The sequence below is a fragment of the Rhizobium aethiopicum genome (assembly GCF_014197535.1).
GTDB classification, from domain to species: domain Bacteria; phylum Pseudomonadota; class Alphaproteobacteria; order Rhizobiales; family Rhizobiaceae; genus Rhizobium; species Rhizobium aethiopicum_A.
Genome location: NZ_JACIFV010000018.1, coordinates 16,299 through 35,077, shown reverse-complemented (window position 1 = coordinate 35,077; position 18,779 = coordinate 16,299). Strand labels below are relative to the sequence as shown.

21 protein-coding genes and 1 pseudogene are annotated in these 18,779 nt (G+C 61.3%); 18 read left to right on the top strand and 4 right to left on the bottom strand.

What is annotated here, in order from left to right:
- Positions 1-2 precede the first annotated feature (2 nt).
- From GGD53_RS21680 to GGD53_RS21665, 4 genes are all read left to right on the top strand, one after another.
- Positions 3-1,037, top strand: a complete 1,035-nt coding sequence (locus tag GGD53_RS21680; protein ID WP_184458918.1) for an LLM class flavin-dependent oxidoreductase — start codon at positions 3-5, stop codon at positions 1,035-1,037.
- Positions 1,038-1,091: 54 nt separating this feature from the next.
- Positions 1,092-1,688, top strand: a complete 597-nt coding sequence (locus GGD53_RS21675) for a DsbA family protein (RefSeq protein WP_184458917.1) — start codon at positions 1,092-1,094, stop codon at positions 1,686-1,688.
- A gap of 121 nt (positions 1,689-1,809) precedes the next feature.
- Positions 1,810-2,370 carry an FMN reductase gene (msuE, locus tag GGD53_RS21670; protein ID WP_184458916.1) on the top strand — a complete coding sequence of 187 codons (561 nt, stop codon included), beginning with the start codon at positions 1,810-1,812 and terminating at the stop codon, positions 2,368-2,370.
- Between the two features lie 8 nt (positions 2,371-2,378).
- Positions 2,379-2,576 carry a hypothetical protein gene (locus tag GGD53_RS21665; RefSeq protein ID WP_184458915.1) on the top strand — a complete coding sequence of 66 codons (198 nt, stop codon included), beginning with the start codon at positions 2,379-2,381 and terminating at the stop codon, positions 2,574-2,576.
- Here GGD53_RS21665 and GGD53_RS21660 read toward each other — a convergent pair.
- Positions 2,558-2,833: a hypothetical protein gene (locus GGD53_RS21660; protein WP_184458914.1), complete on the bottom strand. Its 276-nt coding sequence runs from the start codon at positions 2,831-2,833 to the stop codon at positions 2,558-2,560. The genes GGD53_RS21665 and GGD53_RS21660 overlap by 19 nt on opposite strands.
- A 194-nt stretch (positions 2,834-3,027) precedes the next feature.
- Here GGD53_RS21660 and GGD53_RS21655 point away from each other — a divergent pair, with 194 nt between their 5' ends.
- The gene (locus GGD53_RS21655) at positions 3,028-3,609 is read left to right on the top strand and encodes an RBBP9/YdeN family alpha/beta hydrolase (RefSeq protein ID WP_184459010.1); all 582 of its coding nucleotides are present in this window, start codon (positions 3,028-3,030) and stop codon (positions 3,607-3,609) included.
- A gap of 34 nt (positions 3,610-3,643) precedes the next feature.
- Positions 3,644-3,923 (top strand): annotated as a pseudogene (locus GGD53_RS31915) (hypothetical protein).
- A gap of 97 nt (positions 3,924-4,020) precedes the next feature.
- Here GGD53_RS31915 and GGD53_RS21650 read toward each other — a convergent pair.
- From GGD53_RS21650 to tauA, 3 genes are read right to left on the bottom strand one after another with little or no spacing between them, the layout of a single operon-like run.
- Positions 4,021-4,875 (bottom strand): ABC transporter permease subunit, encoded by an 855-nt coding sequence (locus tag GGD53_RS21650; protein ID WP_184458913.1) that lies wholly within the window; start codon positions 4,873-4,875, stop codon positions 4,021-4,023.
- The gene (locus GGD53_RS21645) at positions 4,872-5,660 is read right to left on the bottom strand and encodes a taurine ABC transporter ATP-binding protein (RefSeq protein WP_184458912.1); all 789 of its coding nucleotides are present in this window, start codon (positions 5,658-5,660) and stop codon (positions 4,872-4,874) included. The genes GGD53_RS21650 and GGD53_RS21645 overlap by 4 nt, the downstream gene beginning before the upstream one ends.
- A 56-nt stretch (positions 5,661-5,716) precedes the next feature.
- Positions 5,717-6,730 carry a taurine ABC transporter substrate-binding protein gene (tauA, locus tag GGD53_RS21640; RefSeq protein ID WP_184458911.1) on the bottom strand — a complete coding sequence of 338 codons (1,014 nt, stop codon included), beginning with the start codon at positions 6,728-6,730 and terminating at the stop codon, positions 5,717-5,719.
- 202 nt (positions 6,731-6,932) lie between these two features.
- On the opposite strand from tauA, the gene GGD53_RS21635 reads away from it, so the two are divergent.
- From GGD53_RS21635 to GGD53_RS21580, 12 genes are all read left to right on the top strand, one after another.
- Positions 6,933-8,303, top strand: a complete 1,371-nt coding sequence (locus tag GGD53_RS21635; protein WP_184458910.1) for an FAD/NAD(P)-binding protein — start codon at positions 6,933-6,935, stop codon at positions 8,301-8,303.
- A 145-nt stretch (positions 8,304-8,448) separates the two neighbouring features.
- Positions 8,449-9,144, top strand: coding sequence for a GntR family transcriptional regulator (locus tag GGD53_RS21630; protein ID WP_184458909.1), 696 nt, complete (start codon positions 8,449-8,451; stop codon positions 9,142-9,144).
- Between the two features lie 482 nt (positions 9,145-9,626).
- Positions 9,627-10,229 (top strand): amino acid synthesis family protein, encoded by a 603-nt coding sequence (locus GGD53_RS21625; protein ID WP_184458908.1) that lies wholly within the window; start codon positions 9,627-9,629, stop codon positions 10,227-10,229.
- Between the two features lie 15 nt (positions 10,230-10,244).
- Positions 10,245-11,087 carry an alpha/beta fold hydrolase gene (locus GGD53_RS21620; protein WP_184458907.1) on the top strand — a complete coding sequence of 281 codons (843 nt, stop codon included), beginning with the start codon at positions 10,245-10,247 and terminating at the stop codon, positions 11,085-11,087.
- Positions 11,087-12,022 (top strand): flavin reductase family protein, encoded by a 936-nt coding sequence (locus tag GGD53_RS21615; protein WP_184459009.1) that lies wholly within the window; start codon positions 11,087-11,089, stop codon positions 12,020-12,022. Before GGD53_RS21620 ends, GGD53_RS21615 begins: the two co-directional genes overlap by 1 nt.
- Complete coding sequence (locus tag GGD53_RS21610; protein ID WP_184458906.1) at positions 12,019-13,059, top strand: LLM class flavin-dependent oxidoreductase; 1,041 nt, start codon at positions 12,019-12,021, stop codon at positions 13,057-13,059. The genes GGD53_RS21615 and GGD53_RS21610 overlap by 4 nt, the downstream gene beginning before the upstream one ends.
- A 4-nt stretch (positions 13,060-13,063) precedes the next feature.
- Positions 13,064-14,527, top strand: coding sequence for an aldehyde dehydrogenase (locus GGD53_RS21605; protein WP_184458905.1), 1,464 nt, complete (start codon positions 13,064-13,066; stop codon positions 14,525-14,527).
- 5 nt (positions 14,528-14,532) lie between these two features.
- A complete protein-coding gene (locus GGD53_RS21600; RefSeq protein ID WP_184458904.1) occupies positions 14,533-14,856 on the top strand; it encodes an NIPSNAP family protein in 324 nt (107 codons plus the stop codon).
- 48 nt (positions 14,857-14,904) lie between these two features.
- On the top strand, positions 14,905-15,915 hold the full coding sequence (locus tag GGD53_RS21595) for an ABC transporter substrate-binding protein (RefSeq protein WP_184458903.1): 1,011 nt from the start codon (positions 14,905-14,907) through the stop codon (positions 15,913-15,915).
- Positions 15,916-16,027: 112 nt separating this feature from the next.
- The gene (locus GGD53_RS21590) at positions 16,028-16,900 is read left to right on the top strand and encodes an ABC transporter permease (protein ID WP_184458902.1); all 873 of its coding nucleotides are present in this window, start codon (positions 16,028-16,030) and stop codon (positions 16,898-16,900) included.
- Between the two features lies 1 nt (position 16,901).
- Complete coding sequence (locus GGD53_RS21585) at positions 16,902-17,702, top strand: ABC transporter permease (RefSeq protein WP_184458901.1); 801 nt, start codon at positions 16,902-16,904, stop codon at positions 17,700-17,702.
- Entirely contained in the window at positions 17,699-18,778 is a 1,080-nt protein-coding gene (locus tag GGD53_RS21580; protein WP_184458900.1) for an ABC transporter ATP-binding protein, read from the top strand. The genes GGD53_RS21585 and GGD53_RS21580 overlap by 4 nt, the downstream gene beginning before the upstream one ends.
- The last annotated feature ends 1 nt before the right edge of the window (position 18,779 follow it).

The following is an 18,779-nucleotide window of genomic DNA, read 5'->3' as shown; positions in this document are numbered from 1 at the left end:
ACATGAGCGGCCGCGATATATCCATCAGCCATATCGGCTTTCTCACCCCCGGCAATTATCCCGACGATGATCCCTTATCGGGATTGGAGCAGACGCTCCAGCAGTTGCAATATGGCGAGAAGCTGGGCTTCGAAAGCGCCTGGGTCCGCCAGCGGCATCTGGAGCCGGGGATTTCTTCGGCGAGCGCCTTCCTGGCGGCGGCCACACAGCGCACCAGCCGGATCGAGCTCGGAACGGCGGTCATTCCGATCGGTTATGAAAGCCCTTATCGGCTGGCCGAAGACCTTGCGACCGTCGATGTCCTCTCGCGCGGGCGGCTGAATATCGGCGTCAGCGCCGGCCGGCCGCTGCACGCCGAGCTGATTGGCCCCCTCGCCTTCGACGGGGACTGGACGAGCTACGATTTCTCCCACGATCGCGTTTTGCGCTTCGCCGGCAATCTGCGCGGCAGCTATATCGGCGACGAGCAGACCTTCATCAAGACGCCATTCGGCCCGCAGCGGCCGCGCCTGCAGCCTTTTGCCAAAGGTTTGATCGACCGCATCTGGTATGGCGGCGGGTCGCAGCGCTCGGCCGAATGGGCAGGCCGCAACGGCTTCAATCTGTTGACAGGCAATGTGATCACCGGGGAGGGGACGGATGATTTCTTCGTCGCTCAATCCAGGCTGATCGAAACCTATCGCGCCTCTGGAACTGAGCGCCGTATCGCGCTCGGCCGCGTCATCGTGCCTTTCGACAGCGCCGATGCGGCAACACGCCGCCGTTACCGCGATTATGCCGATGGCCGCCATGAGCGGACGCTCTCGCCGCAGGGCGAGCGGCGCACCCTGTTCGCCCGGGATATCGTCGGCACGTCGGAGGAGATATTGGAGCGGCTCTTTTCCGATCCGATCCTGCCTGAGGTCAGCGAGCTGAGGCTAGAACTCCCTTACGAGTTCGAGCACGAGCAATATCGCCAGATCCTCCACGATTTCGTGACGGCAATCGCACCCGAACTCGGATGGAAAGCGCAACCCGGAATTCGGGCCGCTTCCTGATTTGATCGCCAACAATCGACCCCAGAACAATCGCTTTACGAGGAATTTTCATCAGTGACCAAAACGTTAGAATACTTCTTTTCGATCGGCTCGCCCTGGTCCTACATCGGCTTCGACGCCATTACCGAACTTGCGGCGAAGAACGACGTGGTCATTACGCCCTATCTGACGACGGTGGTCGAAGAAAACGGCGGCATATTTTCACGCAACCGTCCGGAAATCCGCCGTGCCTACTGGACGCGGGACCTCAAACGCTGGGCGCGCGTGCGCGGCAAGGAGCTGCGGCTCGAACATCGCCCGGAGCTCAGCGATCCCACGCCCGCCTCTCTCTTCGTGATCGCCGCCTATCTCGACGGGCAGGATTGGATCGGCGTCGCCCGTGCCCTGCAGCATGCCTTCTGGAGCGAGGCGAAGGATATCGGCAAGCCCGATGTGCGCGAGGCGATCGTTAACGCGGCTGGTTTCGATGGCGCAGCACTTCTCAGGCGGCAGGCCGATGACGATGTCCAGAACAAGTGGTCGGCGGATCGGGTGCATGCGCGCGACAGCGGCGTCTTCGGCTTTCCAAGCTACCTCTACGACGGTGACCTCTATTGGGGACAGGACAATTTGCCCTTCCTCGAACGTCATCTCGGCGGCGACAGGCCTTAGGCGCAATCAATCGAGGCGAAGACGAATATTTTTTCACCCTGGCGAGCAAGGAGAGACGCCCATTCCTTTAATCTATCATTTTTGTAGACAATAGTTGAAGCAATTACAGAGAGGAAAACTGATGTCAGGTTTCAAACTCGTCGGCATTGCTGGCAGCTTCAATCGTCCATCGAAGACACTGGCCCTCGTTCGGCATGTTGCCGAACGAGCGAGCAATCGATATGGCTTTACGAGCAAGACCTATGATCTCAATGATGTCGGTCCTTCCCTGGGCAGTTCCTTATGGCGCAAGGACCTCGACGAGCAGGCGAGGCGCGTCCTCGACGAGATCGTGCAGGCCGATGCCCTGATCATCGGCTCGCCGACCTACAAGGGCTCCTATCCCGGGCATTTCAAGCACCTCATCGATCTGATCGACCCGCACGAACTGCGGGCGAAGCCGATCATCATCACGGCGACTGGCGGCGGTGACCGGCACGCGCTGATGGTCGAGCATCAGCTTCGACCGCTGTTCGGCTTCTTCATGGCCCATACGTTGCCGACTGCCGTTTACGCCTCCGATCGCGATTTTACCGCCTACGCGGTCTCTTCGGATGCGCTTTCGAACCGGATCGGCGAAGTGGTCAGGGAATTGGCGGCTTTCTTCCCCGAAGTAAAGCCGGCACTGGCGGCGGCCGAATAGTCGCCGCCATGCTCCGATCTCAAAAGACGGCGCCGGACGATGCGGAAAGGCCCGAAGCGGGCGAGCAGATGTGGAGTGTCTTCGAATTCGCCCGGCGCTATCGCCTCGCCAAGCGGGAAGAGAACCGCCTGCTGATGCTCTACGGACCGACCGCACCGCTTGGCGATCTTCTCGCCAATGCGCGACGTCATTCGCTGATTTCCTGATGCGGCTCGCCCAAAAGTGCGTAGCGGTTTTGGGATAACGACATCAGAAGCGCTCCACATGAGTCCGGTTGATGCGGCGCGCTTTCGCCAAGAACATCAGTTTCAGACAGGAGGTTCGCATGAGGTTTGATTTCCCCTTCTGGCTGAAGCTCGCGATCAGCCGCTTCCTTGATCTGAAGCCAGCGCGAAAGTTTCAAAACGAATTGCTCATCCGCGACGAAGAGCGCGACCGGTCTGCACGCGAATACGAACTTCATTATTGGGGCGCTACACCCGGCCTTTGGTATTGAGGAGGTGGTATGATGGCAATCGTCATCGAGACCGGCCTCCGCCGGCACGCTGCTGTAAGAGCAACGGGAAGTCTTATGTCGCGATTCCGGCATGCGGCCGGGATCTGTACGATAGCGGGCTCATTCACATTTCTATTCGCGCTGGTGATCGGGTTGATTCGATGAGTGATGTGCTCATTCTTCCCGGCCTGTTCGGTTCGGCTGAAGGACATTGGCAACAGCACTGGCTGCAGGACCAGCCGGGCAGTCGTTGTGTTACCCAGGACGATTGGGACCATCCGAACCTTGACCGCTGGCTGCTTCGACTGGAGAGCGCACTCGAAGAGGCTGGCGAGGCCTATCTGGTTGCCCATAGTCTCGGATGCCTGCTGGCCGCCCGGCTCGCCGGACGGAGCGCCGCGTGCCGCGTGAAGGCGGCATTGCTTGTTGCGCCATGCGACCTGGCGGTCACGGAAATTCTGCATCCGGGGCATATCTCGTTCGGCGAGATGCCGACAGCGCCTTTGCCTTTTCCTTCCGTCGTCGTCGGCAGCATGAACGATGCTTACATGGCCGTCGACCGGTTGACCCTGTTCGGCCGCCTGTGGAACGCCGAGACCAGGAATATCGGCCTTGCCGGACATATCAACATCGCGAGCGGCTTCGGCCGTTGGCGCAACGGTTACCGGCTGCTGGAAGGCTTGAAAACGCAGGCGCGGGGTCGACGCAATATCGCTTCCGCGTCGCCGGCCTTTGCGATGTGAATGGAGCCGGAAGGTCTGATACGTCGCCGATCTCCTGCGCCTGAGCGAAGATCCGAATGCCGACCCGAGAAGCAGGCGCCGGTAGACGATGGAGTGGCATGCGCTCGTTCGCATGGCCGATAGCCAGTTTGGACCGGACGATGCGCAGAGCCGCCAGTCACTCATTCATCTGACGACGATCATCCGCGACATGACCAACAAGGATCGCCGAGGCCGACGATGCGACATTCTCGGCGATTGTGAGGGAAGCGGCGATGCTGATACGCAGTCTGGAGCGTCGTCGAACCGAGGCGGCCAGGTTTACGGTGCATTGAGACTGAGCGCGCCGTGCGTCCTTTCGGACGCACAAGGAATGCTGCTAACACCCTGACTCTACGCGTCGTAAACTGAGGGAGCGACTGAATTGCCCTTTCAGAGCTTACCTTTCCACGGCACAAGGAAGGCCTCGAGGAAGCGGATGGCGGCCGAAAAGGTGAAGGCGCAGATCGCGATAATGGCGATGCCGACGAAGACGACGTCGGTCGCCAGGAACTGCGAGGCCGACATGATCATGAAGCCGATTCCGCGCGTGGATGCGATCAGTTCGGCGGCGACCAGCGTGCTCCAGCCCACGCCGAGCGCAATGCGGATGCCGGTGAGGATCTCGGGAAGGGCCGACGGCAGGACGATGTCGAGGAAGAGCTGCAGCCGGCTCGCGCCCAGCGAAAGGGCGGCATTGACGCGCTCGATGGGCAGCGAACGAACGCCGGCCTGGGCCGAGAGGCAGATCGGCGCGAACATTGCAAGCACCAGCAGCGTGATTTTCGACGTCTCGCCGATACCGAGCCAAATGATCATCAGCGGCAGGTAGGAGAGGGGTGGAAGCGGCCAGTAGAATTCGATCGGCGCGTCGAGCACGCCTTTTGCCCAGCGGTTCAAGCCCATCAGCAATCCGAGCGGAATGCCGGCGGAGATGGCGATGAGGGCAGCGACCACGATGCGGAACAAACTCGCAGAGACATGCTCGGAAAGCGATGCCCCCGCATAGCCGTCGCGATAGATGACGCCGATCTGCGTCAGCACCTCGTCCGGACGCGGCAGAAACAGGTGCGGAACGACGCCTAGCGCGGCGACGAACCACCACAGCAGCAATATGGCGAGGGCGGTGGCGATACTGATCGCCACCGTCGATTTTTCACCGGCGCCGAGGCCGGCCATTTTCACTAGCTTGACCTGATGGTCCTTGGTGTGGGCCGCAATCGGCGGAGCCTGTATTATATCGCTCATGCAACGCTCCTCAAGTCTTCGGTGCTGTGGAGAATGGCGCGGATCTCTTCGCGCAGCTCGGCAAATTGCGGCGAGGCCTTGATCGAACGGGCATCCCCGGTTTCGGCGAAGCGTCTGATGAAATCGAGATCGAAGCGCGCAACGACGCGCCCTGGCCGGGGCGACATGACGAGCACCTCAGTGCCCAGGAACAAGGCCTCTTCGATCGAATGCGTGATGAAGAAAATCTTTTTTGCCGTCTTACTCCAGACGGAAACCAGCAGCTCCTGCATCTGCTCGCGTGTCAGGCTGTCGAGCGCGCCGAACGGCTCGTCCATCAGCAGGATATCGGGATTGGTGGCCAGAGCCCGCGCGATACCGACGCGCTGGCGCATGCCGCCCGACAGTTCATAGGGAAAGGCGCCGGCGAATTCGGCAAGACCGACGAGCCGGAGCAGTTCAAGGGCCTGCGCTTGCCGCTCCCTCCGGCCTATGCCGGCGAATTTCAGGCCGAGCGTGACATTGTCGAGGACGGACTTCCAAGGCAGCAGCGAGTCCTTCTGGAAGACGACGCCGCGATCGGCGCCCGGACGTTCGACGCTGCCGCCGTCGAGCGTTATGCGGCCATCCGAAAGCGGAAGAAAACCGGCAATGGCGTTGAGAAGGGTTGATTTGCCGCAGCCCGAGGCTCCGAGTGCGACGACGAAACCGCGGTCGGGAATATCGAAAGACACGCGATCGAGCGCGTGAACGGTTCGCCCGTCGCGGGCTGCGAAGAAGACGCTGGCGTGGTCGACTTTAAGCATATGGGAACTCGCACGTTGGACGCCGGCGCGGCAAGCCGCGCCGGCGTCGGGGAGGATCAGTTGCTGACGCCGGCGAGCGCGTCCGCGGTGACGAAGCTTCCGTAATTGTCCAGCACGCCGGACACCTTGCCCTGCTCCTTCAGGAAGGATGCGGTGTCCTTGAGGATCTTGCCGGCGCCTGCCTTTTCTCCGCCGCCGAGCCAGGCGTCCGATGCCTGAACGTCGGGGGTGAGCAGCGTCAGGTTCTTCAAGGCCGAGGCCTGCTGCTCGGGCGTTCCGCCGAGAAGCTTGGCGAGCGACTTGGCGTTGTCGCTGTCGGGACCCCAGGCGGATTTATCAGCCGCGAAGGATGCGTAGTATTTGGTGACGACCGAGGCGAAGCCCTTGAGGAATTCCGGATTGTCGGCGGCGAACTTCGAGGTCGCAACCCAGGCCGAGAAGGTCGGCGCGCCCTTGTCCGCCACGTCCCTGGAGGTCACGAGGACCTTGCCGTTCTTCTTCAGTTCGGTGAGCGCCGGATCCCAGACGAAGCCGCCGTCGATATCGCCGCGGTTATAGCTGGCAACGATCTCCGGCTGGGGGATTGCGAAGACCTGGACGTCCTTTTCGGTCAGGCCCAGCGATTTGATCAGCGCAAGCAGCTGATAATGGTCCGTCGACACGGGCGCGGCGGCAAGCTTCTTGCCTTTTAGATCGTTCAGGCTTTCGATGCCGGAACCGTTGCGGACGACGAGCGCTTCGTCGATGCCCGAGATGGAGGCGAGATAAAAGGCCTTAACCTCAAGCCCGCGCGAGACGGCGGCCGCGAACGGGCTGGAGCCGACATAACCGACCTGGACATCGCCGGAGGCAATGGCGGCGAAGATTTCGGCGCCCGAATTGAACCTGCGGAAGTCGATCTCATATCCCGTGGTCTTGGCGAATTCGCCATTGGCGATCGCGACCGATGACGGCAGTGCGTCGGTTTGATAGCCGACGACGACCTTGTTGTCCGCCGCCTCGGCGACAACAGCCGTTGCAAGAGTGCCGACGCCGACAGCGATCGCGGCAATCAAATTTCTGAAATTCATCTTGAGCCCCTTTGTTCAGGGCCACATCCGGGCCCTTGATCTCACCCTCAAAAGGGTAGTGGTTGAGAACGGGCTAGCGGGAGGAATAACAAACTATATTTATAGACTATAGAGACACTTGTTTTCGTGATTCTGCCGATTGCGCGGTCCCCGGAACGGGTGAGCGGCAGGAGCCAAGGTGCACACCCTCAGGGAGAATGCGTTGATATACGATGTTATCGTGGTCGGTTCCGGGTTTTCGGCGATTGCCGTAACCTGTAATCTCATCGAGCAGCTTCCAGCTTCGGCGACGGTTGCCGTCGTTGGCGACGATCCCGGCTTCGGCCGCGGGACGGCGTACCGGACGGAACTCTATCTTCATCGTCTCAACGTGCCCGCGGGCCGGATGAGCCTGATGCCGCATCAGCCCGACGACTTTGTCGACTGGTTGAAAAATCGCGGACGGCGGCTGCAGGCCGGCGATTTCGCCTCGCGCAGCGATTACGGTCTCTATGTCAGGGATACGCTCGCGCAGCTGCTTCGGAAGCGGGACGGCCGCTGTCGGGTTGATTTCATCCGGGCCAAGGCGGCGGGATGCGTGGAACGTTACAACAGCACTCTGGCCTTCCATCTCGGCAATGGCGACGAGATTGCCGGCAGGAACGTGGTGCTCTGTCTTGGCGTCGGCAACGCCAACCTGCCGATCGATCCGGCTGGCGTGTCCCTGTCGGTGCGATCGCGGATCGTCGAGAACCCGTGGCGGCTCTCCTGGCTGAGACGCGTTGCATCGTCCGATACGGTCTGCATCCTCGGTTCCGGGCTGACGATGATCGATCAGGTTCTGGCTCTGCGCGCTCACGGCTATAGAGGCAGGATCGACGTGCTTTCGCGCCGCGGGCTTGCGCCGCTCGGGCATGCGAAGACATCCCCCGCGCCTCTGCCGATCGACGTGGAGGCGCTTCCCGGTACGATCAGCGGCATATTGAAGAGCTTGCGGGAAAAGAGTAGGGCGGTCGACGATTGGCGAAGCGTGATGGATGGCCTGAGACCTCAAACGCACGTTCTTTGGCGACGGCTTTCCAGCAAGGAGCGGGCTCGTTTTCTCAGGCATGCGCTTCCATGGTGGAACATCCACCGTCACCGGGTCGCGCCTGACGTGTTCGACAGGTTCGACCAACTTGTCTCGGAAGGAACCGTTCGCTTCCATGCCGGCTTCCTGAAATCGCTCGAGGCCGAGGAGGGCAGGCTCGTTGCCGGATACAGGGTCAGAGCGACACGCGATCTCGCCGCAATCAAGGCGGATTGGCTGATCAACTGCACGGGAATGGAGCGCGCCGGGATCAGCCATTCACCGCTTTTGAAGGAAATGAGCCGGTCTCAGCTGATCGCCGCCGATCCTCTCGGCCTCGGCATTCAGGTGGATGCCGCTTCCGAGGTTATAGGGTCATCCCGGATCTCGCCTGTCCGGCTGTTTGCGGTGGGCGCCTTGACGGCGGGACAATTCTGGGAAATTACGGCCGTCCCCGACATTCGGGTGCAGGCCAGGGCCGTGGTCGAAGAGATCGTCGCGCAGCGGCCGGCGGCCGAGGCATAGACCGGCTATCCCCAGGTTCGGTTCGGTGCTTGTTGAATTGCCGGCCGCCGACAGCTACAGTGTGTGGTACGCCATAATACGATTTTCGAATTCGGCCGCCGCGGGATTTTGAGCGTGCGAAGTCGGTCCAACTCTGAGGTGCAGAATGAGCGGTGCTTTCAAGGACGCAGCAATCAGGGTCGAGCGTCCTGCGAAGACATTGCGGGAGCTGGCACTCGACAAAGTGCGCGAAGCCATTGTGAACGGCTATTTCCGTCCTGGCGATCGACTTGTCGAGCGTGACCTCTGCGCCCAGCTCGGCGTCAGCCGCACGGTGGTGCGCGAGGTTCTGAGGCACCTGGAATCGGAAGGTCTGGTCGCCAATCGGCCGAACAAGGGACCGATCGTCGCGCAGCTCGACATCGAGGAAGCCAAACAGATCTATGAAATCCGTGGGGCGCTCGAAGGCATGGCGGCGCGGCTCTGTGCGGAACGCAGCAGTCCCGAAATCGTCGCCGCGCTGGAGGAAGCCCTTACCGGGATCCGCAACAGTTATCGCGACAACGATATGGCAGGAGTGCTGGCCAACACCTCTTCCTTCTACCAGACGCTGTTCACGATGGTCGACAGGCACGTTGCCTGGGGTGTCGTCAATCTCCTCACCGTGCGCATAAACCACTTGCGCTCGATGACGATCAAGACGGAGAGGCGCGGCATCGAAGGGCCGGCGCAGATGTCCAAGATCGTCGACGCCATCCGTCGTGGCGACGGCGAGGGCGCTTACCGGGCGGCGATGGAACATGTTGCTGCCGCGAGCGCGATTGCCGAAGCGGTGCTGTCGGCCAAGAAGTCCGCCGAGTAACCTCGGGCAATCGCCCCAGCTTCCAAAGCAAGCGGGCGAAGCATTCGCACGATCGACTCTATCATCATACGTGGTCACCATGCCGGAGAGTCTCCACTCCCGCTTGACACCCAGTTTGTCCGATGTGATGGTATGCCATAATAAATAATATCTAAGGTGACATGGCATGGGCTTGGATCCTTCTGCCTTGCAGCCTCCTTGCGAGCCCGTGGGCCGCCGTGCGCAGAGGCTGTGTCAGCTGACAACAATGGACAGGAACGAAGAGATTATTGGGACTAAGCGACTTAGTGCGCCTCGAAGTTGGCAGCCGGGGTAAATGCCGTGGTGGCCCATGCGGATAAAGCTGGCGAAGCAGTAATCTATTGTTTTCTGGCGAATATCCTGAAAGGCGCTTGGCTCTGTCGAGGCCGCGCGCATAACGAACTTGACAGTCCGATACTATGGTATACCATAATACGCATTAACGAGATTGAGGTGTTCAGGTGACCATTCAAATTCGCAAGACGGGACTGCAGATCGAAACGACGCTGATCGAAGGCGGCAAGGCCGCGGCCGTGCCGCTGAGGCTGTTCTCCGCCTACGCTATCGTGAAGAACCCCTGGGCGGGGCAGGGCTTCGTCGAAGACCTCAAGCCCGAGATTCAGGCGAGCGCGCCGGTGCTTGGCGAATTGCTGACCAAGATGATCATCGATGCCGTCGGATCGGGCGATGCTGTCGAAGCCTATGGAAAATCGGCCGTTGTCGGCCTGGATGGCGAGATCGAACATGCGTCCGCGCTCATCCATACGCTGCGCTTCGGCAACTTCTATCGCCAGGCCGTCGGCGCCAAGTCCTATCTCGCCTTCTGTAATACCCGCGGCCCTGCCAACGCGCCGATCATGATCCCGCTGATGGACAAGAATGACGAAGGCCGCCGCTCGCACTATCTGACCATCCAGACGTCGATCCCAGACGCGCCTGCTTCCGACGAGATCGTCGTGGCTCTCGGCGCTTCGGTCGGCGGACGTCCGCATCACCGCATTGGCGACCGCTACCAGGATCTGAAAGACCTGGGGCAGGACGTCGCCAATCCTGCAGGCGTTTGAGGGAGCGCGTCTCAGATGCTGACAGCCGGATCGACCAAAGGCACCGCTGCAGCAACGAGCGCTGCCGGTGCCTTGCCCCGAAAGAGGACGGCAAGCGGAACGGCCTATCACGAGGTCGGTAGCGGCGAAGCGCTGGTTCTGATCCATGGCGTCGGCATGCGGCTCGAGGCCTGGGCGCCGCAGATCGCCTTTCTGTCGGTCGGTCATCGCGTCATCGCTGTCGATATGCCGGGACACGGCGAGAGCGCGAAGCTGCCGGTGGGCAGCCGCCTTGAGGAGTTCGTCGCCTGGTTCGGGCGCTTTCTCAATGAGATGGCGATCGAAACGACGAATGTCGCCGGACATTCCATGGGGGCGCTGGTCTCCGGCGGGGCGGCGGCGACCTTCGGCGAACGGATCAGCCGTGTCGCATATCTCAACGGCGTCTACAGGCGCGACCCTGAAGCAAAGGCTGCCGTCCTTGCACGGGCTGCCGCCATTCCGGCGACGGGCGTCGACAAGGAAGGCCCTCTGGCTCGCTGGTTCGGCGACGACCCGGACAGCCTCGTTGCGCGTGAATTGACACGGGAATGGCTGAACCTCGTCGATCCGGAGGGCTATGCCGTCGCTTACGCCGCCTTCGCTGGAGGAGACGAAACCTATGCCGATCGCTGGAAGGACGTCCGCGGCCCGGCCCTGTTCTTGACGGGATCGGATGATCCCAACTCGACGCCTCTGATGGCAACGCAGATGGCGGCGCTTGCACCCAAGGGCTGGTCCCGCATCGTCGAAGGTCATCGCCACATGGTGAACCTGACCGCGCCCGATATCGTCAATTCGCTGCTCGCTGAGTGGCTGTCGTTCGGGGAGGATAAATGATGACAATCCAGACTGTCGATCCAAGGGCATTGCGAGATGCATTCGGGGCTTTTCCGACCGGCGTGACCGTCGTCACCGCCTGCGACGGGGAGGGGAATCCGATCGGCTTCACGGCGAATTCCTTCACCTCTGTTTCCCTCAACCCGCCGCTGCTTCTCGTCTGCCTTGCCAAGACCTCGCGCAATTTCGCGACCATGACCGGCGCGCAGCATTTCGCGATCAACGTGCTGTCGGAAACGCAGAAGGACGTGTCGAATACCTTCGCGCGCCCTGTTGAAGACCGATTTGCGGCAGTCGAATGGACCAAGGGGTCGGCAGGCTGCCCGGTCTTCTCGAATGTGGCGGCTTGGTTCGAATGCGCCTTGGAAGAGGTCATCGAGGCCGGCGACCACGTCATCCTGATGGGGCGCATCGAATCCTTCGACAATAGCGGCCGCAACGGCCTCGGTTATGCCCGTGGCGGCTACTTCACGCCGACGCTCGCCAGCAAGGCGGTTTCGGCGGCGGCCGAAGGCAATATCGAACTTGCGGCCGTCGTCGAACGCCGCGGCGAAGTTCTGCTCCTCGGTGAGGACGTGCTGGCTCTCCCGAGCATCGACGCCCATGACGGCAATCCGACCGAGGCGCTGGAAAAATACCTGGAGGCTCTCACCGGGCTGAAGGTCAGCATCGGCTTTCTCTATTCGGTCTACGAGGGCAAGAGCGACGGCAAGCAGCACATCGTCTACCACGCTGTGGCAGGCGATGGGGAGCCGGCGAGCGGCAGGTTCGTGAAACCCGACGCTCTATCTGGCGCGCAATTCAAGACCAGTTCGACCGCCGATATCGTCAACCGTTTCGCGATGGAAAGCTCGATCGGCAATTTCGGCGTCTATTTCGGCGACGAGACCGGCGGCAAAGTTCATCCTATTCCAGCCAAGAGCGCAAAAGCATGAAGTTCTCCCTCTTCGTCCACATGGAACGGCTCGACGCCAGCCAGAGCCACAAGAGCCTCTACGACGAATTCGTCGCGCTCTGCGAGATCGCCGACAAGGGCGGCATGCATGCGATCTGGACGGGCGAACACCATGGCATGGATTTCACCATCGCCCCCAACCCCTTCGTGACCATCGCCGATCTCGCCCGCCGCACCTCGCGGGCAAGGCTTGGGACCGGAACGGTGATCGCCCCCTTCTGGCATCCGATCAAGCTTGCCGGCGAAGCTGCCATGACCGATATCATCTGCGACGGCAGGCTCGATATCGGGATTGCGCGCGGCGCCTATTCCTTCGAATATGAACGCCTGCTGCCCGGCCTCGACGCCTGGGGTGCCGGCCAGCGCATGCGCGAGCTTATCCCGGCGGTCAAGGGCATCTGGAACGGCGACTACGCCCATGACGGGGAGTTTTTCAAGTTCCCCGCGACGACGTCTGCCCCGAAGCCGCTGCAGCAGCCGAACCCGCCGATCTGGGTTGCGGCCCGCGATCCGAATTCGCATGAATTTGCCGTCGCCAACGGCTGCAATGTTCAGGTCACGCCGCTCTGGCAGGGCGACGACGAGGTCCAGTCGCTGATGGACCGCTTCAACGATGCCTGCGCCAAGAATCCGTATATCGAGCGGCCGAAGATCATGTTGCTGCGGCATACCTATGTCGGCTTTTCGGAAGAAGACGTCGCCCAGGCCGCCCATGAACTCAGCGTCTACTACAACTACTTCTTCGCCTGGTTCAAGAATGAGAAGCCGGTGACCCAAGGCCTGATCGAACGGATACCGGACGAGCAGATCCGAGCCAACGCCATGCTCTCGGATCAGGTCATGCGCACCAACAATGTCGTTGGCGACGCCGAGACCGTCATCAGCAGGCTCAAGGCCTATGAAGCCCTCGGCTACGACGAATATTCCTTCTGGATCGATACCGGCATGAGTTTCGAGCGCAAGAAGGCGTCGCTCGAGCGCTTCATCGCCGAGGTCATGCCGGCATTTCAGGAGTAGGGCCATGCGGCGTTTCCAGCATTACATAAACGGCGAATTCTCGGATGGCGAGGCTTCCTATCCGAGCATCGATCCGGCCACCGGCGCGGTCTGGGCTGAAATGCCAGAAGCGCGCGAGGGCGATGTCGATCGGGCCGTGAACGCTGCCGAGAAGGCGCTTTACGAGGGTCCCTGGGCGAAGATGACGGCCACGCAGCGCGGCAAGTTGCTCTATAAACTCGCCGACCTCGTTGCCGCCAATGCACAGGTCCTTGCCGAGCTGGAGACCCGCGACACCGGCAAGATCATCCGCGAGACATCGGCGCAGATCGCTTATGTCGCCGAATATTATCGCTATTATGCCGGCATATCGGACAAGATCGAAGGTTCCTACCTGCCGATCGACAAGCCCGACATGGATGTCTGGCTTCGCCGCGAGCCGATCGGCGTCGTCGCGATGGTCGTGCCATGGAACAGTCAGCTCTTCCTGTCGGCGGTCAAGATCGGCCCGGCGCTCGCGGCCGGCTGCACGATGGTGGTCAAGGCCTCGGAAGACGGGCCGGCGCCGCTTCTCGAATTTGCGCGCCTCGTGCATGAAGCGGGCTTTCCCGCCGGCGTCGTCAACATCATCACCGGTTTCGGCGCCTCCTGCGGTGCGGCACTCGGCCGTCATCCGAAAGTCGCTCACGTCGCCTTCACCGGCGGTCCCGAGACCGCGCGGCACGTCGTTCGAAACTCGGCCGAAAATCTCGCTTCCACCTCGCTCGAACTCGGCGGCAAGTCGCCCTTCATCGTTTTTGCCGATGCCGACCTCGAAAGTGCCGCCAACGCCCAGGTCGCCGGCATCTTCGCCGCAACGGGACAAAGCTGCGTTGCCGGATCGCGCCTGATCGTCGAACGCAGCGTCAAGGACAAGTTCGTCGCCCTGCTGCGGGAGAAGGCCGAGACAATCCGGATCGGCGCGCCGCTCGACATGGCGACCGAGGTCGGTCCGCTCGCCACCAAGCGCCAGCAGGACAATATCGGCGCGCTCGTCACAAAGTCGATCGAAAGCGGCGCCCGTCTCGTCACCGGCGGACGCAAGATCGATGGCGAAGGCTTTTACTTCGCGCCGACGATCCTCGATTGCGACGATGTCATCTCGCCTTCGCTGATCGAGGAATTCTTCGGCCCGGTCCTCTCCGTCGTCTCGTTTGACAGCGAGGCCGAGGCGCTGAAGCTGGCCAACGATACGCGCTATGGCCTGGCCTCCGGCATCTTCACCCAGAACCTGACGCGGGCGCACCGGCTGATGAAGGGGATCCGCGCCGGCATCGTCTGGGTCAATACCTATCGGGCGGTATCACCGATCGCGCCGTTCGGCGGGTTCGGCCTCTCCGGCCATGGCAGGGAAGGCGGCATGGCCGCAGCGCTCGACTATACCCGCACCAAGACGATCTGGCTCCGGACGTCGGACGATCCGATCCCCGATCCTTTCGTGATGAGGTAGCGCCGATGTTTTACGAAATCCGCACTTATCGGCTGAAGAACGGCGCGATCCCGCAATATCTCAAGGTCGTCGAGGAAGAGGGGATCGAAATCCAGAAGAGCCATCTCGGCACGCTGGTCGGCTACTTCTTTTCGGAGATCGGGACGATCAACGAAATCGTTCACATCTGGGCCTTTGCGAGCCTGGACGACCGGGAGGCGAGACGCCAACGGCTTCTGGCCGATCCCCGCTGGCAGGCCTTCCTGCCCAAGATCCGCGATCTCATCGAGGTGGCGGAAAACAAGATTATGAAGCCAGCAAGCTTTTCTCCCAGGGGCGAGGCGCACTGACGGCATAAGGCATACCCGTAGGACAAACCAGAACAAGGATAAGGGAACATGAAAACAGCATTTGCTTTCGCGGCGGTTGCCGCATTCGTGGCGGTCTCCGCCCCGGCCAGGGCCGACAGCCTGGTCTTCTCGAGCTGGGGAGGAACAACCCAGGATGCGCAGAAGGCTGCATGGGCAAGCCCCTTCACCGAGAAGACGGGCATCACCGTCGTGCAGGACGGGCCGACGGATTACGGCAAGCTCAAGGCGATGGTCGAGGCCGGCGAAGTCAACTGGGATGTCGTCGACGTCGAAGGTGATTACGCCGCTCAGGCTGGCAAGAACGGCCAGCTCGAGAAGCTCGACTTCTCCGTCATCGACAAGTCCAAGCTCGATCCGCGTTTCGTCACCGATTATTCGGTCGGCAGCTTCTATTATTCCTTCGTGATCGGCTGCAATGCCGACGCCGTCAAAGCTTGCCCGAAGACATGGGCCGACCTGTTCGACACGGCGAAGTTTCCGGGAAAACGCACATTCTACAAATGGTCGGCTCCCGGTGTGATCGAGGCGGCGCTGCTTGCCGACGGCGTGCCTGCGGACAAGCTCTATCCGCTCGATCTCGACCGCGCCTTCAAGAAGCTGGATACGATCAAGTCCGATATCATCTGGTGGTCGGGCGGCGCGCAGTCGCAGCAGCTCCTGGCCTCCGCGGAGGCGCCCTTCGGCAGCGTCTGGAATGGCCGCATGACGGCGCTTGCGGCGACCGGCATCAAGGTGGAGACCTCCTGGGAGCAGAACATCACCGCTGCGGATGCGCTCGTCGTGCCGAAGGGCGCGCCGAATGCCGAGGCTGCGATGAAATTCATCGCGCTGGCGACCTCCGCCGAACCGCAGGCTGCCCTTGCAAAGGCCACGGGATATGCGCCGATCAATGTCGAGTCGGCCAAGCTGATGGATCCGGAAACCGCCAAGACCCTGCCGGACCAACAGACGGCAAGCCAGGTCAATGCCGATATGAATTACTGGGCCGACAATCGCGATGCCATCGGCGAGAAGTGGTACGCCTGGCAGGCGAAATAAGCTGGAATGGCATAGCAACGGGCACGGCGATTGTTCGCCGTGCCTCCCGCAGCGTCGGCGCCGGTCATCGGACCTCGCCGCCAGCGGAAACTGACGGGTGGGAAGGACTGTCATGACGACATATAGCGATGCCTCTGGCGCGATCATGCCTCTGCCGAAGGCGCGCAGGGCAACAGGTTTTGGCGGGGTCGTTCCGGCTCTGGCCTTCGTGGCAATCTTTTTCGTCGTGCCGGTGGTGGTCCTGCTGCTGCGAAGCGTTTTGGAACCCGTCCCGGGTCTTGGCAATTATGCGCAACTGATCGGGTCGGCGACCTATCTCAAGATTTTCGCCAATACCTTCATCGTCTCGGGTTTCGTCACGGTGATTTCGCTTTTGACCGGTTTTCCCGTCGCCTGGTCGCTGGCGATCATGCCCGGTCGCCTGACGTCGGTGATCTTTGCGATCCTGCTCTTGTCGATGTGGACCAATCTGCTGGCCCGCACCTATGCCTGGATGGTGCTGCTGCAGCGGACCGGGCTGATCAACAAGATGCTGATGGGAATGGGCCTGATCGACCAGCCGCTCGCGCTCGTCAACAATCTCACAGGCGTCACGATCGGCATGACCTATATCATGCTACCTTTCATTATCCTGCCGCTCTACGGGGTGATCAAGAAAATCGACCCGTCGACCCTGCAGGCGGCAGCCCTTTGCGGCGCCAACCGCTGGCAGTGCCTGACCCGCGTTCTGCTGCCCCTGGCGATGCCCGGCATGGCGGCTGGCGCCCTCATGGTCTTCGTGATGTCGCTCGGCTATTTCGTCACCCCGTCGCTTCTCGGCGGTACCGCCAACATGATGCTCGCGGAGCTGATCGCGCAATTCGTGCAGTCGCTGGTCAACTGGGGAATGGGCGGTGCGGCGGCGCTGGTGCTCCTCGTGGTGACACTGTCGCTCTATGCCGTGCAGCTGCGGTTCTTCGGCAGCCAGAACCCGGGAGGGCGTTGATATGTTGCTCAATTTCGATCGTCTTGGCTGGTGGAAATATCTCCTCCTGGCGATCACGCTTCTGACTGCAGCCTTCCTGCTGTTGCCGATCGTCTTTATCGCCGCGCTGTCCTTCGGCTCCTCGCAATGGCTGATCTTTCCGCCGCCCGGTTGGACGTTTCAATGGTACAGTGAACTCTTCGCCGATCCGCGATGGCTGGAATCGGCTTTGACGAGCTTCAAGATCGCGGTCATTGTGACGGTTCTGTCGGTGCTGCTCGGGCTTGTGACGTCCTTCGGGCTGGTGCGCGGTTCGTTCCTGTTCCGCGATGCGCTGAAGGCGTTGTTCCTTACGCCGATGATCCTGCCGGTCGTGGTTCTCGCGGTTGCTCTCTACGCCTTCTTCTTGAGGATCGGCCTTGGCGGCACCTTGACGGGCTTTGTCATTTCGCACCTCGTGCTGGCGCTACCCTTCTCGATCCTGTCGATATCGAGTGCGCTCGAGGGTTTTGACAAGTCGATCGAGGACGCGGCGGTGCTCTGCGGCGCCTCGCCGCTCGAAGCAAAGATCAGGGTCACGCTTCCGGCCATCAGCCACGGGCTGTTTTCGGCGGCCGTCTTCTCGTTCCTGACATCCTGGGACGAGGTGGTGGTGGCGATCTTCATGTCCAGTCCGACCCTGCAGACACTGCCTGTGAAGGTCTGGGCGACGCTGCGGCAGGATCTGACACCCGTCGTCGCAGCAGCCTCGACCCTTCTCATCCTCTTGACGATCATCTTGATGGCACTGGTTGCCGTCGTGCGTAAGGTACTGAAACAATGAACGAACCATTCCTTCAGATCTGCGGCATACGCAAGGAATACGGCCCCGTCGTCGCCGTGCACGACGTCAATCTCGATGTCCGGCGTGGCGAGTTCCTGACCTTTCTCGGACCGTCCGGATCCGGCAAGAGCACGACGCTCTACATCCTGGCGGGCTTCGAAAACCCGACCAAGGGCGACATTACGCTCGAGGGCAAGACCCTGCTCGCCACGCCGTCGCACAAGCGCAACATCGGCATGGTGTTCCAGCGCTACACCCTGTTTCCGCATCTGACGGTGGGTGAGAACATCGCATTTCCGCTGAAAGTCCGGCGCAGGTCGAAGGCCGAGATCGATAGCAAGGTAAAGGAGATGCTGCGTCTCGTCAGGCTCGAAGGTTTCGAGGATCGCAAGCCCGCGCAAATGTCCGGCGGCCAGCAGCAGCGTGTCGCCCTTGCCAGGGCACTTGCCTATGATCCGCCAGTGCTGCTGATGGACGAGCCGCTGTCGGCGCTCGACAAGAAGCTGCGCGAGGAAATCCAGCACGAGATCCGCCGCATCCACCAGCAGACCGAAGTGACGATCCTCTATGTCACGCACGACCAGGAAGAGGCGCTGCGGCTCTCTGACCGCATCGCGGTCTTTTCGAAGGGCGTCATCGACCAGATCGGGACTGGCCCCGAACTTTACGCCAATCCCAAGACCCGCTTCGTCGCCGAATTCATCGGCGATAGCGACTTCATTTCATGCGACCTGGTGTCCTCCTCCGATGGACAGGCCACCATCGCGCTCGGAGGCGGAAGCATCTTCAATCAAATCCCGGTGCATGGCAAAGGCACCTCCGGCGCAAGGGCGGCGCTGATGCTGAGACCGGAGCGCATTCGGCTGTCGCGCGCAAGAGCCGCCGGCGCAGGTCTTGCCGCAACCGTCAGCGACATTACCTTTCTCGGCAACAATATCCACGTCTCCACAGAGACGGCGACAGGCGAGGCGCTTTCGGTTCGTTTGCCGTTCGGTCATGAGGCTATTGCCGGGCTCAATCGTGGAGATATAGTCCATCTGGATTTCGATCCCGGCGCCGCTCACGTATTCTGCTGAA

Coding starts and splice junctions, on each gene's coding strand:
- GGD53_RS21595 (WP_184458903.1), top strand. CDS start 14,905: ATGAAAACAGCATTTGCTTTCGCGGCGGTTGCCGCATTCGTGGCGGTC.
- GGD53_RS21655 (WP_184459010.1), top strand. CDS start 3,028: ATGAGTGATGTGCTCATTCTTCCCGGCCTGTTCGGTTCGGCTGAAGGA.
- GGD53_RS21630 (WP_184458909.1), top strand. CDS start 8,449: ATGAGCGGTGCTTTCAAGGACGCAGCAATCAGGGTCGAGCGTCCTGCG.
- tauA (WP_184458911.1), bottom strand. CDS start 6,730: ATGAATTTCAGAAATTTGATTGCCGCGATCGCTGTCGGCGTCGGCACT.
- GGD53_RS21580 (WP_184458900.1), top strand. CDS start 17,699: ATGAACGAACCATTCCTTCAGATCTGCGGCATACGCAAGGAATACGGC.
- GGD53_RS21645 (WP_184458912.1), bottom strand. CDS start 5,660: ATGCTTAAAGTCGACCACGCCAGCGTCTTCTTCGCAGCCCGCGACGGG.
- GGD53_RS21650 (WP_184458913.1), bottom strand. CDS start 4,875: ATGAGCGATATAATACAGGCTCCGCCGATTGCGGCCCACACCAAGGAC.
- GGD53_RS21600 (WP_184458904.1), top strand. CDS start 14,533: ATGTTTTACGAAATCCGCACTTATCGGCTGAAGAACGGCGCGATCCCG.
- GGD53_RS21680 (WP_184458918.1), top strand. CDS start 3: ATGAGCGGCCGCGATATATCCATCAGCCATATCGGCTTTCTCACCCCC.
- GGD53_RS21610 (WP_184458906.1), top strand. CDS start 12,019: ATGAAGTTCTCCCTCTTCGTCCACATGGAACGGCTCGACGCCAGCCAG.
- GGD53_RS21615 (WP_184459009.1), top strand. CDS start 11,087: ATGACAATCCAGACTGTCGATCCAAGGGCATTGCGAGATGCATTCGGG.
- GGD53_RS21585 (WP_184458901.1), top strand. CDS start 16,902: ATGTTGCTCAATTTCGATCGTCTTGGCTGGTGGAAATATCTCCTCCTG.
- GGD53_RS21665 (WP_184458915.1), top strand. CDS start 2,379: ATGCTCCGATCTCAAAAGACGGCGCCGGACGATGCGGAAAGGCCCGAA.
- GGD53_RS21620 (WP_184458907.1), top strand. CDS start 10,245: ATGCTGACAGCCGGATCGACCAAAGGCACCGCTGCAGCAACGAGCGCT.
- GGD53_RS21590 (WP_184458902.1), top strand. CDS start 16,028: ATGACGACATATAGCGATGCCTCTGGCGCGATCATGCCTCTGCCGAAG.
- msuE (WP_184458916.1), top strand. CDS start 1,810: ATGTCAGGTTTCAAACTCGTCGGCATTGCTGGCAGCTTCAATCGTCCA.
- GGD53_RS21660 (WP_184458914.1), bottom strand. CDS start 2,833: ATGAAGTTCGTATTCGCGTGCAGACCGGTCGCGCTCTTCGTCGCGGAT.
- GGD53_RS21605 (WP_184458905.1), top strand. CDS start 13,064: ATGCGGCGTTTCCAGCATTACATAAACGGCGAATTCTCGGATGGCGAG.